General features: G+C 61.2%; 9 protein-coding genes. 4 read left to right on the plus strand and 5 right to left on the minus strand.

Annotation, left to right across the window (positions count from 1 at the left end):
• Positions 1 to 2: 2 nt before the first annotated feature.
• From ACR0MO_RS06090 to ACR0MO_RS06105, 4 genes are read left to right on the plus strand one after another with little or no spacing between them, the layout of a single operon-like run.
• A complete protein-coding gene (locus ACR0MO_RS06090; RefSeq protein ID WP_480890167.1) occupies positions 3 to 2,105 on the plus strand; it encodes a hypothetical protein in 2,103 nt (700 codons plus the stop codon).
• Positions 2,102 to 3,148 carry a hypothetical protein gene (locus ACR0MO_RS06095; protein ID WP_170517500.1) on the plus strand — a complete coding sequence of 349 codons (1,047 nt, stop codon included), beginning with the start codon at positions 2,102 to 2,104 and terminating at the stop codon, positions 3,146 to 3,148. Before ACR0MO_RS06090 ends, ACR0MO_RS06095 begins: the two co-directional genes overlap by 4 nt.
• Before the next feature lie 3 nt (positions 3,149 to 3,151).
• A complete protein-coding gene (locus tag ACR0MO_RS06100; RefSeq protein WP_480890168.1) occupies positions 3,152 to 6,994 on the plus strand; it encodes a hypothetical protein in 3,843 nt (1,280 codons plus the stop codon).
• Entirely contained in the window at positions 6,994 to 10,455 is a 3,462-nt protein-coding gene (locus ACR0MO_RS06105; protein WP_480890170.1) for a hypothetical protein, read from the plus strand. The genes ACR0MO_RS06100 and ACR0MO_RS06105 overlap by 1 nt, the downstream gene beginning before the upstream one ends.
• 94 nt (positions 10,456 to 10,549) lie before the next feature.
• On the opposite strand, the gene ACR0MO_RS06110 is transcribed toward ACR0MO_RS06105, so the two are convergent.
• The 5 genes from ACR0MO_RS06110 to ACR0MO_RS06130 are packed head-to-tail and all read right to left on the minus strand — an operon-like array spanning position 10,550 to position 15,796.
• On the minus strand, positions 10,550 to 11,563 hold the full coding sequence (locus ACR0MO_RS06110) for a hypothetical protein (RefSeq protein ID WP_480890171.1): 1,014 nt from the start codon (positions 11,561 to 11,563) through the stop codon (positions 10,550 to 10,552).
• 39 nt (positions 11,564 to 11,602) lie between these two features.
• On the minus strand, positions 11,603 to 12,025 hold the full coding sequence (locus ACR0MO_RS06115) for a hypothetical protein (RefSeq protein WP_170451779.1): 423 nt from the start codon (positions 12,023 to 12,025) through the stop codon (positions 11,603 to 11,605).
• Between the two features lie 17 nt (positions 12,026 to 12,042).
• The gene (locus ACR0MO_RS06120; protein ID WP_480780360.1) at positions 12,043 to 13,578 is read right to left on the minus strand and encodes a c-type cytochrome; all 1,536 of its coding nucleotides are present in this window, start codon (positions 13,576 to 13,578) and stop codon (positions 12,043 to 12,045) included.
• Positions 13,575 to 14,927, minus strand: a complete 1,353-nt coding sequence (locus ACR0MO_RS06125; protein WP_170734422.1) for an NADH:flavin oxidoreductase — start codon at positions 14,925 to 14,927, stop codon at positions 13,575 to 13,577. Before ACR0MO_RS06125 ends, ACR0MO_RS06120 begins: the two co-directional genes overlap by 4 nt.
• Complete coding sequence (locus tag ACR0MO_RS06130; protein ID WP_480625775.1) at positions 14,924 to 15,796, minus strand: hypothetical protein; 873 nt, start codon at positions 15,794 to 15,796, stop codon at positions 14,924 to 14,926. The genes ACR0MO_RS06125 and ACR0MO_RS06130 overlap by 4 nt, the downstream gene beginning before the upstream one ends.
• Position 15,797 lies beyond the last annotated feature (1 nt).

A 15,797-nucleotide genomic window follows, 5' to 3' on the forward strand; every position in this document is an offset into this window, starting at 1 on the left:
CGATGGTCGCACGTGGTCGTTTCTTCCTCTACGACAGCATCGTTCCCGCCCTTGAAGCGGGACGGTACAGGCTGCGCGGCGATCTGGATATTGCGGCGACGGAAGACGGCGATGCGGCCTCGAACCTCGGGGTGCGCCCGTTGGAGACCCATATCAACGTCACCGCGCCACGGCTGAAACTGCCGCCGGATCAGGCGCTTATGACGTTTCCGCCTGCGAATTCCGAAGGAGCCTATGAATCCCGCCTGCCGCAGATCGTTCTGAAAAAGAAAACCCTGCCGTGGGATCGAAAGGCGGCACAGGATGGCACCATGTTCGGCGATCAGGAGGTGACTGAGCGCACGCCATGGCTGGCCCTTGTTATCATCGCCGAGGGCGAAGGCCAGATCGAGCATGACATTCCATGGCAGGACTGCGTGACCGAAGGGGTCGATCTGCCCGGCGACAAGGATGTCCCCACCGCGACCCGGCTTTCGGTTGCCGCATCCGTGGTCAGGCGCGTGTTCCCAACCGTCGAAGATCTGCCGCTGCTGACCCATGTGCGAGAGGTGAATATAGACGACACCGAGGCCGCGATGGGCGATGATGACGGCTTCCTTGCGGTGGTCATTGCCAACAGGATTCCGCAGTTCGATCGGGTGAATTGCCGACCCAAGGCCTATACCGCCTGTCTGGTGAACCTTGAGGGGCAACTGGGTGCCCTGCCCGCCCCGCTGCCGCCCAGACCGTTTTTTGATATCTCCGATCTGGTGTTCAGCGACGAACTTGCCGTGGTCAACAACGCCATCGAGACCGGGGCGGCGATTACACCTCAGATCGATGGTGAGATCAGGGATCTCGACACCACGGACGGCAACGCGATGGCCGAAGCCATTCGTCGGGGTGAGGTGGTGTTTCATGACGGAGCCATGATCGACCGGGCGGGGACAACCAATGGTGGTCTGGCCAATCTTGGGCCGATCTCTGGCGCGGCTTTACTGGACGGAGACTTCGCGACCCTGTCCTCCAACCAAAGCACAACCTTCAAACTGCAAGGCGTGTTTGACGGGTTTTCAATCCCGGTCGACAAGGTGTTTCAGGACCAGATCCTGCGCTTTCCGGTTTTGACCTCGTGGCGGTTCACCTGCAGCGGTGCGGGCAGTTTCGAACAGTTGATGAAAAACCTCGATGTGGGCTTGCTGGGCCGTCGGACCGGCAGCGGGTTCGCCCGCCCGCTGGCCGATTGTACGCCGGACACAGGCGGCGACAGCTCTGGCCCCGCCCCGGCGTCCCGTTTGCCGCTGGAGGTGGCGGAAAGCGGGCATCTGTCCCTGCCCTACAGAACCCGCGTCGGCGATGGTGAAAGCGCGTGGTACCGGGGGCCGTTCTCACCCGTTCGTCTGCAACGCGATTTGCCCGGCACGTCGGGTCGGACGCTGGCACATGTCAGCGACCATCTGCGAACGATGACGCCCGGGGGTGAAGAGGATGTCTCGCTTGCCGTGGCCTTTGAAACCGGGCGTCTTCTGGCCCTGTCGCAGCCGTCGTTCGTCGCCGCGCTCAAACGGTGGCGGGCGGAACGGTTTGGCGCGGCACGGGCCAAAGCCGGGATCGATTTCGCGATCAATGACCAGCTTGGGCTTGCCGCGGTTGCTGTGCCAAATCCAAACGTGTTTGACACGCTGCTGAAAGCCCGCTTTGCCCGAGAGCTTGAGGCCAGCCTGATCCAAACCGTCAGCATCAACCCCGAAACCAGCGTCGCCGCCCTGCGCCCGCGCGTGGATATCGGCAACCCTGTCCCCGAGTTGGACGACGACCCCACCCGCATTCTGGCCGAAGGTCTGCAACTGGACCGGGCCGTCGTCGGCGCCTTGCTACGGCAACCCGATGACGAGGGCGCGCTGGCCCAACTTATGGAGCAATCGCCAACGGTTGCAGGGGCCACCGTTCAGCCGGATGCAGAGATCGCGGCGCGGCTTGTCGATACGCTGGATTCCGGCGTGCGGCAGCTTGCACAGTTTGCCGTTGGTCCCGACGCGCTTGAGGCAGGCGATCTGGATCAGGTGCAGGACTTTGACAATCTTGGCGATTTTCTCGCCGACCGTATCGAAAGGACCCGCAGATGAAGCTTTCAGACAAGCTTGGGTATGAACAACTGCACGCGGCCCTGAACCTCGATCTGTTCCTTGCGGCCCCTGATGGGGAAACCGTGGCGACGGACAGTGTGCTGACCTTTCTGGCGCGGCTTCGCATGTTGGAAGGCGTGCCCTTTAACACTCTGGTGCCGGATTCCGATCTTCTGCCGGTCGAGTCGATACGGTTCTTCTATCTCGACAGGGCCTGGACGGACGCGCTGGTGCAGGGAGCGCTGAGCGTCGGTACCGCGAATTCGCTGGAACGTGCGCAATTGGAACGGCTGTATCCGCAGATCGAGGAAGAAATAGACGAGGCGGAACGCCGTGTCCGCTCACCCGGGTCCGAGCCGAACCTGACCGGCTCCGCCGGGATCGTGACCGGGTTCCTGATGCGCTCGGCCGCCGTGGCAGGCTGGCCAGGGATGCACATCCGCGCCTATGACGCGGAACCGGTGGACAATGATGAAGACATCGTCCCTGAATCCCATCCAGACCGGATCAAGCTGCTGAGGCTCGAACGGCTGGCCCCGTCGGTGCTGTTGGCGCTGTTCGACGGCATTCCCAATGTCATCCATATCGAAGAACCCCGGCAGGGTCTTCAGTTTGGCGTCCGGCTGGATGAACAATCCGGCGGGCGCTGGCGGGCCTTTGTGCCCGCACGGGACGTACGGACCGCCGGATATGTGGATGATGATGGCGTTGCAGTTGAACCGGATGACGACGACCCCACCGCCCTGTCGGCACTGGCAGCCCAAATCCCGGTCCGCTTTCGCCCCGGGTCCGCCGGGGTGCTTGATCTGTCGAACACCGCCCGCGCTTTTGCCGATGCCGAGGGCACCGGTATGACAGACCCCAATCCCGGCACGGAAATCGACGGGGCCGAGTTTGCGATGCAGATGATCCGCTTCCCCTACCGTCAGGTCTTTGCACAGACCACCACGACCGTTGTCATTCAGGATGCGGCCTTTACGCCGAACCTGGCCGTCACGCCCGATTACGCCGAAATCCTTCGCCACCGCCTGGACGAGAGCTGAGCCATGGCCAACCCGATTGATCCGCAACTGATGCAAGCCATCCTCGCCCGTCCGGGCTGGTCGATGGCCGTTGAACTGGGCGACACGGCGGTTTCCCGCCTCGACCGGTTCGCAACGCCGCCACCGCCGCCACCCGCGCTGATCGTTCCGGTGGATGTCCGCGCGCTTTACGTGCCGGTCAATCATGACGAAGACTATGTAAGGCTTCCGATGGAGCTTGGCGGACCGGCCAGCGATACGGATGAACCCGCCCCGCCCTTCTCGGATCCGCAACCCCGAGACCCCGGCATACACATTCACTGGGCGCTGCCCGATGGGTTGTTGCGCGGTGATCTTGAGGACGACGAGGATAGCCCGCTTTCCCTGCGTCCACTGCCGAACCGTTGGCTGGTGGTGCGGATGACCGGCCCCGAAAACACACGCACCGTTGATCTGCGCGCCTGGGTCGTCGCGTCAGAGACGAGCCGGGTCTATGATCTGGAAGATTACCCCGATGGCGACAACACAGGCGACGGCGATCAGTTGGAACCCGGCGAGTTGGACGGCGTCGTGGGCGGCTCACCAAGCTGGACGGCGGGGTATGACTCGACCCGCAATCGGTTCGGGTTCCACGACCCGCTGACGGACCTGAACCCAAACCAGATCACCACTCGCCTTGCCTCATATGTGATCATTGGCTGGTGGTCCGAACGGGCCTCGGACCCGCTGGCGAAAAGCTTCTGGCCCTTTGCCGTCTCGCGCACGCTGGACGAGCTTGGGTGGACCGCGTCCCCAGCCCCGTATGAAGGTGCAATCTCACAACCGGTTCAATCCGGTTTGGCGGGCTTTGCGCAGACCCAGTTCCGCGCATTCTCATCTACGGTGACGGACAGCTTCGACACACCGGTCGAGGCCGTCTCGGCCCGTGGCCTGCGGGTCACCGATACGCGCACTGCATTGTCGCTGTCCAGCGCGCAGGCCGCATTGGCCAGCGGGTACGAACCGCTTGTCTTCGACGCGGTGGCAATGTCGCTGGTGACCATGCACTACGATACCGTTCTGCATGGACGGGTCATGGGGGTTCGGATCACCGGGCCGGTCGGGCGCGATTTGGCCCCCCGCCCGCCTGCCATTGGAATTGCGCTTGGGCCTACTCTTGAACGATTGATCGCCGCGCAAGTGGCCGACAGCTTCGGCCTGACCGACGGCGAGGAACGGGAATACACCGAAAGCCTGCTGACCGCCGTCGCAAATGGGGCCATTCGCCGCTTGGGCGAACAAGACGGCATCATCGCGCTGGACGAAGCCGAACATGGCGACGGGTTCGAATCCTTCCGTGGCCGCGAAGTCTATGAGGACGTGATTGTCGAGCGGCGGCAGACCGACATCAAGGCCGGGCGGCCCGTTCGCACAAAGATCGCCACGCTTGCCTCAAAGCCGCCGCCAAAGGCCGACGTAATGTGGCTTGGCACCAAATCCGGGTCCAAAAAGGCCGATCTGAACGAATTGCGCCGCACGGCAAAGCTGGAAACCGACAAACGGTTCCGCACCCAGCCCGACGACGAAGGCCCGACCGTCCGGCGCATTCGCCGCCCAGCGCCCCGCTATCATCGCGCGGTGCCTCCGGTCGTTGGGTTGCGCGACTTTGGACGCTCGAACCGGTTTGACGACTGGCGTTTCACCGAAGACAGACGTTTGCGCTGCCATTGGGCGCGTGAGTTGCCAATCGCCTTCGGTCGCCGCTTTGAAGCGCGCGATTATGTACCCGCGCTGCCCAACCTGTCCAACTTGCCGGGCCAGACCCGCCGGATATTGGAACACAGCTTCCTGTTCGACATCTACATGCTGGCCTGGATGCTGCAAGCCATCGAGCAAACCTCGGAACCGGCAGAGGCCCCGGCGGTGCAAACCCGCGTGCGCGCGGAAATGGCGCTGCGGTTCTCACCCGACGGCAGCTATGACGGCACGCCGCCACTGGCCGCGAGTACCACACCGATGGCACGAGCGACGCTGAGCGACGAGTTGCTCAGGTTCTCGCTTGCCGAGGGGCGCGAGCCCAGCCCGGTCGGAATAACCATGTGGTCCCAACCCTGGGTGCCGGTCTGGCTGGAATGGGAGGCGCGTCTGGAAACCGGCCAGGATTTTGACGGCTGGAAACTGGGCCGGATTGAATTCGAAGGGGCATCGGACGTTGGCGGGCAATCCCTTAACATCCTCGGCCGTTCGCCCATTACCGATGGTCTGCACGATGCGTGGACGAGCCTGATTGCCGACTATCTGGACGCCGAAAACCAGCGCGACGAGGATGAGGTTGGCGAGATCTCCGAGGCGCATGAGGCGCGCCTTGCGCAACTCAAGACCTATCTGGACCTTGCGGATCTGGGGTCGGTCACGCTGGATCAGGTCGGTGACCTGTGGCTGGGCCTCGAACCCCAGCCCGACGGGCAAGAGCGTGACGTGCCCGAAGCAGTCGCCGATAACATTCGGGCGGTCGGGCTTCCCCGTCTGATCGCAAGTGGCCGCCTGAGCCTTGTCCGGGCGCGGATCGTCGATTGTTTCGGGCGGTTCCGCGACCTCAACACACAGCGGTTGGTGCGCCCGCATGCACTGTCCAGCACGGATTCCGAAGATCGCCCGGCCCTTGAATTGCCGCCACGCCTATCGCTGCCCGGTAGGCTGATGTTCCGCTTTGTCGATCCGGCAGACACATCGGAGGAACCCGCCGAAGCCCGTCTGAACCAGGCGAACCCGTCGCAGGGCATCAGCCCCATCGCGGGATATATCCTGCCGGATTTCATCGACGAGTCGCTTGAGATGTTCGATGCGCAAGGCAACCCGCTGGGCGAGGTTCTGCAGGACCCGGTCGCCGGTGGTCTGGTCTGGGAAGGCGCGGTTGGCCGTCCCGGACCGGCTGTTAACGACCCCGAAGTAGGCCTGCCCCCGGCGGCGCAGGTGCTGGGCCGGATCGCGCGCGGGATGATCGACGCGGACGCGCTGCGCACGCAGGATCCTGAGACCGCAGAAGACGAAAGCGCGCTGTCGGCCTTCCTGCGCGCGGTTGATACAACGATGTGGGGTGTGGACGAGGCGCAGGTACAGGCCGGAGCCACGATTGCCGGGCTGGTCGGACGCCCGGTCGCCGTGGTGCGGGCGACGCTGTGGCTGGATATCCCAACCGACCTTTCGCAGATTGATGCCTTTGGCGAAACAGCCGAAGGATTGTCCCAACTGCTTGACAACGAAGGCGTATTCGAAGCGATCAAAGCGCGCGCCTTCGAGGTTGCGCTGGGTGAGGTCGCCAAGGGCTATGACGGGCTTTACGGCTATTTCGTCGGCGACGATTTCCGCCGCTTCCGCCTGATCGAAAAGTCCGTCAGCAAGGCTGCGCCCGCTGCCGGGTTGGGGTTTGGGTTCCGCGCCATTCTGGGCTCGGCCACGTTGGCGGAACCGTCGCCGCTGACCTCACCCTACATCGAACCCGGCGGGCGTATCTTCACCCATTCGGGGCAGAAGGTGCAGTTGACGTTGTTGATGAACCCCGCCGCGCGGGTGCATGCGACATCCGGGATTTTGCCGAGAAAGTCTTTGGAATTGCTGCGCGATTGGGTGGCTCCGGGGTTGGAAAAGATTGCCCCGTCAGCGCGGATCGGTCCGGTTCTGATCGATCCCGACAAGGTGCGCCTGCCGAAGATCGCGGCCTTTGGCAAAGACCAGCGGTGGACCCGCCGCAACAGCCCAATCACCTGGCGCGACGATCCTATTCTGGCGGCAACGCAGGCTGCCATCCTGCCGGACGGCCCGGTTTCGGTTGAAGAAGGCTGGATACGGATCGGGGCCAGCGACAACAGCGAGGAAGGAGGCACCTGATGGCACGCTATGACTGGCCACGCGATCTGAGGAAACCGCCCGAATCCCTTGCTGGTCGGGCCGAGGCCAACGCAGCGCGCGCCAATGGAACGGCTATCGGAGGGAATCTGGGTAATCTTGCGGCCTTGGGCGAAGTGATCGAGGGGGCCTTTGACGAAGAACGCCAATGGATGCCGCTGGGCCCCTTCATTCTGCGCAACGGTCAGGCGGACGGCGACCCAGTGGTTGCAGGGCGCATTCGCGATATTCAGGTGCATCCAAACGGCCAGCGTGCCTATGCCGGGGCGGCCAACGGCGGTGTCTGGTACACCGACGATGCCGGGGAAAGCTGGGCACCGCTGGGCAGTTGGGCCCTGGCCGCGGCCACAAGCCGGGACGATCTTGTACTGACTGTCGGCGCATTGCTGGTCGAGTGGGGAGAAGACGGCGGAGGTGCCGACGACCCCGCCTTGGACGCGGTCTATGTGGGAACCGGCGAGCTTAAACCATATTTCTCACTCGGTCCCGGGGGCAAACATGCAGGGATCGGGGTACTTCGCCTGAATGGAACGGTCGAGCAGGCGATTTCGCTGGTCGGGGTCAACCCGTGGCAGCGCGAAGGTGGTGAAGAACTAATCGGCGCAGGAATCTACCGTCTGGCCCGTGACCCCGGAACCCCTCTCGCCCCTGACCCGGCAAATGAGGCGACCCTTCTGGCCGCAACGTCCCGTGGTCTGTTCATGCGCCAAGGCCGTTTTGTCGAAGACCAAAGCTGGACATTTGTCGACTTCACGGATGGTGAGTTCACCGAAGATGACGATGGGGCCTGTACCGATCTGCTTTGGACCGATCAGGGCCTGTTTGTCGCGCTGATGGGGGCGGACGAGGATCTGGATGGCATCTGGCTTTCGACCGGAGGGCCGACCGGCACGTTCCAACGCATCGCGCTGCCGGACCATGATACCGGCACACGCCTTAGCCTTGCGGCCTCCCCTAATGAAGCAAGGCGAATTTACGTTGCCGGGCTGAAAGAATCCAACGTGGCGGACAAGAGAGGCCTTGGCCAGGGGTGGCTGATCGATCTGTCACACACCCCTGCCGGAGTGTCCGGAACGCCCGTCGCAGCGGTGTCGATCGATGACTGGCCCGTGGGTGTCTATACGTCCTCGGTCACTCAGGACGGGACTGATTATGTGATCGAAAGTGACCAATCGCATTATGACCAGTGCATCACGGTTGTGGACAATGGTTCGGGCGACGATGTCGTCTTTATCGGCGGTCAGGGAATGAACAGCAACGCGCTGATATTCCGTCTGCCAATCACGGGCACCGCTGCGGCAAACGATCTGTCCGCCGGGTTCACCGCCGCCAACCAGACGACAGCCGATACCGACCCGACCTTTGCCGGCCGTGGCATCCACGCAGATGTTCACGCCATGCGTCCGGCGAATAACACGCTTTGGGTTTCGTGCGATGGCGGTGTCTTTACCCGGCCACTCACGGCGGGAGGCTCGGGGACGTCGCGCAATGTCGGCCTGCCGACGTTGGAACCGGGCTACATACAATCCCACCCAACGCTTGACGGCCACCTGATTGCGGGTTTGCAAGACAATGGGTTTATCGAACGCATTGGCGGCAGTTTCTGGGACCAGGTGGACGGAGGTGATGGTGGAGGATGCGCCTACCATCCAACTCGACGACATATGGTCTTCAAACAGGTTTATAACGCCAAGTGGGATTTTTTCCCTCCCCGACAGCCGCGTGGTCCAGCAATTCGGCGTGCAAGTTCAGATATGTGGGATTCGGAAAAGCAAGAAAACGGTCGGGCAAGTTTTTACTCCAATCCGCTGGTTTTACCGGGGGAAACAGACGATACGGCGCGGGTGTTCATTGGGACCGACCGGATCTGGATGAGCAGCGACTGGTTCGGAGATCGCACCAGAACGAATTGGATGAGTTGGGTGACACTCCCATCCGCCACTGACCCTCACTCAACCCGCAGCAGCACCGAGCCAGGCCGGGATTCGCGGAACCGCGTCTTTCGCGACCAGCTCCGTTTTGAAACCCTAAGCGATAAGGTCGTCGCACTAGATGCACTGGTCGAGGGCGAACCGCCCGATTTTGAAGGCACCAGCATTGCGGTGCTGTGCGAACGCACGGTTCGGATATTCACGTTCGAGGGAAACAACCCCAGCTGGACCGGACGCAGGGCCGCCATCATCAGCGGCAACCGGCCCAGCAACAAAAAGGCCGAAGGCGATGAGCCTGATCCGTTTCTGGACTACCTTCCCTATTTTTCCGGAACCTCATGGACTGCCATCGCAAGACACACGGATACGACGCTGTATGTCACAACCTCGGGCCGGACGCGCCGCGACGGGGATGGTGACCTGATCACTGATCCGAACTTCGATACGCTGTGGTGGTATAACGGCGACGGGCGATGGTATCCAACCGGGCTGCATTCAACCGAGCCGAACGTGGCAACCGGGACCAGCGGCACCCCGGCCTCGGCCCATGCGGTGCTTGTGGACCCCGATAATCAGGATGTGGTGTGGGTCGGCACGCGGGTTGGTGTTTTCGAAGGACAGATCGACCAGTCCGGGGCGCATCCGAGCTGGACCTGGCGACCCATCATGGATGGGTTACCCCAGACGCTGGTCGAAGACCTGTCTCTGTTCCGGTCCGACGACCGGCGGTATCTGCGCGCCGCGCTTGTGTCTTTGGGCGTTTGGGAACGTGACGTGTCAGGCACCCCACACTCGGTCGGGCGCAGCTATATCCGGACCTTTGAATTCGACACCGGGCGCGGCGATCTGCCAGACCCGGCCTGGGCCCCGCGAACGGACCCGTCCAATCCCAGCAACCGCCCGCTGGTCACGCATAACAGCCCGGATATCCTGTTCTTAAAATCCACTCCGGCGAACTTGCTTCTTAACCCGAACGAAGTGAATTTTGCAGCAGCAACCAGCATCGGTTTTGCAAATGTGAACGACAGCTTCAGGGCATTTGTTCAAGTTCATCATCGGCACGTGACACCGTTACCTGCCTCGGACATCCAGGTGAACTTGTTCTTCCTGAGTTTTGCGCGAGGTCTCGGTCTTGATAATATTGAGATCAGCGACAGTTTACGAAGCGCGATCGTTTCTGGCGTAAATGGATCGAATTCACAGCGCGATTTACTAATTAGCGACCCCGGCCTGCATTTACGTTTCCTCGGTCGTGAAAACCCGCAATCCCCGCTTTTCAGCCGGAAAACCGGCATCGTGCGCTTCGATTCAGTTGATCTTAATGATACCTCGGGCCAGGTTATCGCGGACAGGATCGCCATTATCGTCGTGCTTGATCCCGTGAACCGACCGTTCGATGTTGCCGAGATATCGCCCCGCAACGGGGAAACTACCGTGACGTTGGATCAGGTACTGCGCCGTTCCGCCTATCTGGCGGCGCGAGCGCTGGATCGGTTTGATCCGGGTCCGTGAACCCAACACCATGCCGCAGAAACAAGTGACTGTTTCCGCGTACAATAACCCGACCGTGAACCTTCGGCACTTGCAAGTAACTTTTTGCAATTTATTAAGAAATATCGTACTCGTCCGCCCCGCTCCAGGACAAACGCTCTTTCACATAACCCGCCACAGAATAGGAAACCTGTCCAAAGCCTTCGCCCCAGTCCAGGTCTTCGGACGCTTCATCCGAAGTACAAAAGGTCTGCAACACAGCGGCAAGATCACCGCAATCTGACGCGCGAGAATAGGTGTAGAGCAACAACCGCATGGTATAGGCATGCGCCAGCAAGGCCCGGGCCAGAACAGGTCGGTTGGTGAATCCAAATCCAAGGAATAGTCGTGCAGGCTCGGCCATCACTTTCTTGAGCTCCTGATCGTTACGACAAAGCTCTTCAAACTCACCATAATCAACGGTTCGTTGCGACTGATCATCACCAACGATCATGGCGTCTATAAGGCGATCCAGATGCCCGATAACCAACCCTTGCCGCCGGTATTGCGCTGGGTTTTCAAGGGTTTTTTCCCTCCAGTCCGGAACGTTCGGAGAATAAGCCAAAGAAGGTTCAAGCCCGGCAAGCTCAAAATCGTCGGTGAACGCATAGTAGGACAGCTTCAACAGGAAATATCGGGCGCGGATATTCTGATCCAGTTCGATATCGACGAAGGTCGCGGACCTTTGAATCAGTCTGAATATCGCAAGCGGCAGGAAGAGTTGGTAGATGGTTGAACGAAGGTAATAACCCTCGGTTGCCAGCCAACGTCCGTCTGCTTCGCCCAGATGGCCCTGCCGCTGCGTGCGTACCAAGCTGGCGACGCGGTAATACCCGCCTTCTGCGGCCTCGAACAGTTGGAAAAACAGCGGCTCGATCTCAGCATACAGTCTCTTGCGTGCTTCGAATTCATATGAGGTTCGCGCGTCATTAAGCGCCGCGTCCTTGGCCAGCATGGCCTTTAGCTTTTCCAACCGGCGCGCGCTGAATGGGCTTAGAAAGGCGACTAAAACAGCGACCAGCGCGCTGACCAGAGCAGACACGACCGTCGCCTGCCCAGCCGGTGTCAGGGTATGAAACCAAGCAAACATAAGATTTACCCAATCGCCCACCTCAGAGACAGAAAACGGTCACGGTCTGGTCATCAGTTCGGCAATCACCAGTCGGCGAAAACTAAGGAAAATAAGCACGCCAAACACGGCGTCGAAGGCAGCGAACCATAGGAACGGCCCCCCATGCGCAACGAAGGTTGCCACCATCAGCGCCCGCCCCAGCACGGCAATGACATTGGGATAACGCTGACGCACCGGATCAAGCGCGCCGGGGATTTGCATGACGGTCACAAAGATCAGCGTCGCCCCCCAGACCGAGGGCCAGGGGTTCTCGGCCCCAGCGGGCAGGCCCACAACACCCAGCGAAAACGCCGGGCAAAACAGGAAAAGCCCGCCGATGACGATTTGAAGCGCCAGCACAAATCCGAACAGACGGCGATGAGATTTGATCCGGTTGTCGGCCTGGGCGCGGGTCCAGCCGATGGATAACGTATCGGTCATGTTACTCATCTCCTTGTTCAGAAGGTTTTAAGGTATTCAAGTAAATCGGCTTTTTGGGTCGGGCTTAGATGCGTGCCGTAAACGTGGCCTGCGTTGGAATTGCCCGGCTGGGATGTATCGAAGCAATAGACACCTTCATCCTCGCACGGGGGTGACAGGAACCCGCCATTCACCGGGTCGATCACATCCGAATTGCGCTGGAATTTTTTGGGGCGATCTTCCGGGGCGTTAAGTAAATCCGCCAGCGTCGGCACCGATCCGTTATGCAGATACGGGCCGCGCACCCAAAGCCCATCCAGCGGCATATTTGCGTAGCCGTCGGTTTTGCGGAACTGCCGGAACGCGTAAGGCGTGTCCGCAAACAGTTCAGTCACCTGCCGCTGCTGGAACTCGTTTGTGTAGCTATCCAGCCGCGCGCGATCCGTCCCAATGGACGCGATTGGCTGAACGGTTCCCAACTTGTCGCCCGAGAACTCGTACTCTGTCCCGGTCCAACGCCCGTGGCACTCCAGACAGAAGGTCGCGTACAGGTTGGCCCCCCGTTCGGCGGCCTCGGCATCCACCTGTACCGGGTTCGCAGGCGGCGGCAGATCGCTGAGCCATGCTGCAACGCGCTCAATCCCGCCATGATCCGCAGTTTCCGCTGTCACCCCGGCCCCAAGCGCCGCCGACAGGTTGCGTTCGGCCAGCGAAGGGTTGTTGCCATCCCAGTGCAACCGCATGCCTTCGCGCGGGCCTTGCAGGAAGATGGAGGGAAAATCAGATGCGCCGATGACCTCTTGCGGGGTCAGTGCATCCCCGTTCATGTCGAATTCCAGCACCTTGTAGGGGTTGAACGTGTCCACGCGACCGGTGCCCCAATCCGGCTGGCGCGCCAATAGGGGCTGCAAAGCGGCGCGGGTCGCCAGCAATTCCTCGCGAATGCGGGGGACAACTGCAATGCGCCAGAACAGCCGCTTGACGGGTCCAAGGCCATTGCCGCTTTGTTCGATGGCGTCGAACAGCGGTTCGGCGGCCAGTTTCGGACTGGTCGAGGCGTCCAGCAGAAACTCGATAAACGCATGAAATTGCAGGTTGTTCGACGGCATTCCGGGCACGATCACCGCCTCGGCCTCAGCCGTTTCGCGATAGGTCCCGGCATGGCAGACGGCGCAGTTGAACCAGACCAAGGTGATGCCCAACTGATCGCGGCGGGAAATGCCAATTGGCAAGTCAGTGCGACCTTTCTCATCCTCCTGATACAGGAACCCAAACGCCTCGTAGGTCGTCTTGCCCTCAAACGCGTCGGGGAAGAGATAGGGCAGCGCCTGCCAGACCTCATACGGCAATCCGCTGGAGGTTTCCGAACCGATAGAGCCGTGCAGGAAATGCTGCTCATCAGTCTTGAAATGCTCGGGCCCGCCGCGCAGCAAGGCCAACAGCAACCAAAGCGCGACGACCAAAGCAAGCAACCCGACCAAAGCCATCAGGCCCACAAGAATGGTCAGCGGCAACCGTCGGCGGCGGCGTTTTACCAGAGCCTCTTCAACAAAGGTGACAGGCTGGTTCCTCATTCTGCCGCCTCCCTGTCAGGGGTCGGGATTTGAAGGATCGGCTTGGTTTCATAGATCGACATCAGTTCTTCGATCATCGCATCACGGCTTTCGAACCTGTCCTCCTCATAACAACCCATCGGATGTTTCGGCGCATTGCACAGGCATTTATTGCAGCGTGTGCAAGGTTTTGGCGGCTCATCTTCACCTGCGGCCCAATGCTTGACCAGATCATTATTGGCTACCAGAGCCCGCGCGATGGACACCCCATCGCAGCCGCCCGAGGTGATGGCATCACGCACAACCCGCGCGTTCTGATAGCCGCCGGTGTTGATCACAGGAATGGTCACCGCCTGTTTGATCGCACGGCATTCTTCCAGGCTGATGCCTTCATCCTCGCGGCCTTTTTTCAGCCGGAACCAAAGCCGCAGGAATAGCGGGCGCAGCAAGGGGAAGCGGAAGAACAGGTAGTTTCTGAACCCGTTGACGCCCGATGCAATCATCGCGTCGTAAGTAACGGCCAGAACCTCAAGCGGCAGGTCCCCCGGCGGGTTCATTGGATGCGGAAACAGCGAGCCGGTCGAGACGTGCAGGGCATCCACGCCCGCGGCCTCGCACCATTGCGCGACCTGCACCGTGTCGGACAGGGTGTTGCCCTTACCTTCCCACGGCAGGACGTTGTTGTGGTCCACGGCAGAGAGTTTGACTTGCAGATGGAATTCGCGCCCGACCTTGGCGCGAATGGCGTCGATCACCTCAAGCAGGAACCGCGCGCGGTTGCGTAGGGAGCCGCCGTAATGGTCGGTCCGGTCGTTGATCGCGGAACTCAGGAACTGGGTGAACAGATAGCCATTGGCGGCGTGCAATTCGATCCCATCCAACCCGGCCTCACGCGCGCGCCATGCGGCCTGGGCGAAATCTTCGACCATTTCGCCCACTTCATGCGTGCTCATGGCGCGGGTTGGGAAGCCGTGCAGGGTTTCGTATGCGTTGGTGGGGCTTGGGGTCGGGCGGTGCTGATTGTGGATGCCGGGCAAATCCATCTGGCGACCGGAATGTGACAGTTGAAGGATGTATTTCGATCCGTTGGCGCGGACCGCCTCACCCAGCTTTTGCCACAGGGGAATGAACTCATCCGTATGAATGGTGGCGTAGCCGGCGATGATGCGGCCATCCATGCGCACGGGCACATAAGATGAGATCACGGCCCCCACCCCGCCCCGCGCAAACTTGCATTCCCAGTTGATCCGCGTCTGCGTCAGCGCCCCATTTTCGGCGTCGAAGCGACCCGAGATATTCGACCGGAAGACCCGGTTCTTGACCTCAAGGTTGCGGAACTTGAGCGGAGTGAAGATGATATCGTCGCTCATCCGGTTTCTCCCGCCTGTTTCCAGATCTCTGCCAGCAACGCCATGACCCAGTGCTGGGCCGGGCAGCGGCTCCAGCTTGATCCCAGAAAGGCCAGATCGGCATCCATGCCTGCGCCCGCCGCCCTGCGCGTGTTCATGGCGACCAAAGTGACTGGCCGCACGCGCCCGCCGATTGTGTCGCTATGGCGCTTTCCGGCACGCATCACGGTGCGCGGCGCGGCAATCACGCGCAAAGCCGCCTGTTCCGGGGTAAGATGGGCGCGCAGCCGCTGATCGGCCCATGCCGCTTGCAACCGTTCCAGGCTGAGCGCCAGATTATGCACCGCGATCCCGGTGCCGTGGACAGCGCCCTTGTCGCCCTTAGCGGCCTGACCCAACACGCCTTGAGCGTCCCGCAATGCGCCGGACAGAAAGGCGATGAGGCGCCGAAGGGGGTTAAACGATTGCAGATGTGTCTCGATCGCTTTGGCTGCATCCCAGGTTTCGGCGCTTGCCGCATAGGTCGGATCAAACACGCGGCCCGTGATCTGCTGCGCAAGCTCACCCACGGGCCTGCTCAGATCGCCCCTCACATAGCCCACCATCTGATTAAGCGTGTCGGTATCCCAATTGCCCGGCGCGAACTTATCGGCAATGTCCTGAGACATCCGACGCCTTTCGGGGTCGTCCCGCATCATCGCGCTGGGCAGCGGATTGCCACCAAGCGACAACGCCGATCTGACGCGGTGCGCCAGTATCCGGTTGATCAGCGGCCCCCGCGGGCGAAACCCGCGATCCAGCGCGGCGTGGTCGGCAAGCTGTCCGATCTCATCCGCGTCATCGGTCAGGATCAGATCGGCAAGCAGCGGGATGCGAATGTGACGGGCCATG

This window comes from Ruegeria sp. K5 (assembly GCF_056531805.1).

Excerpts from the sequence above, each read along its gene's own strand:
- ACR0MO_RS06115 (WP_170451779.1), bottom strand. The coding sequence starts at position 12,025 with ATGACCGATACGTTATCCATCGGCTGGACCCGCGCCCAGGCCGACAAC.
- ACR0MO_RS06105 (WP_480890170.1), top strand. The coding sequence starts at position 6,994 with ATGGCACGCTATGACTGGCCACGCGATCTGAGGAAACCGCCCGAATCC.
- ACR0MO_RS06100 (WP_480890168.1), top strand. The coding sequence starts at position 3,152 with ATGGCCAACCCGATTGATCCGCAACTGATGCAAGCCATCCTCGCCCGT.
- ACR0MO_RS06090 (WP_480890167.1), top strand. The coding sequence starts at position 3 with ATGGTCGCACGTGGTCGTTTCTTCCTCTACGACAGCATCGTTCCCGCC.
- ACR0MO_RS06130 (WP_480625775.1), bottom strand. The coding sequence starts at position 15,796 with ATGGCCCGTCACATTCGCATCCCGCTGCTTGCCGATCTGATCCTGACC.
- ACR0MO_RS06125 (WP_170734422.1), bottom strand. The coding sequence starts at position 14,927 with ATGAGCGACGATATCATCTTCACTCCGCTCAAGTTCCGCAACCTTGAG.
- ACR0MO_RS06120 (WP_480780360.1), bottom strand. The coding sequence starts at position 13,578 with ATGAGGAACCAGCCTGTCACCTTTGTTGAAGAGGCTCTGGTAAAACGC.
- ACR0MO_RS06110 (WP_480890171.1), bottom strand. The coding sequence starts at position 11,563 with ATGTTTGCTTGGTTTCATACCCTGACACCGGCTGGGCAGGCGACGGTC.
- ACR0MO_RS06095 (WP_170517500.1), top strand. The coding sequence starts at position 2,102 with ATGAAGCTTTCAGACAAGCTTGGGTATGAACAACTGCACGCGGCCCTG.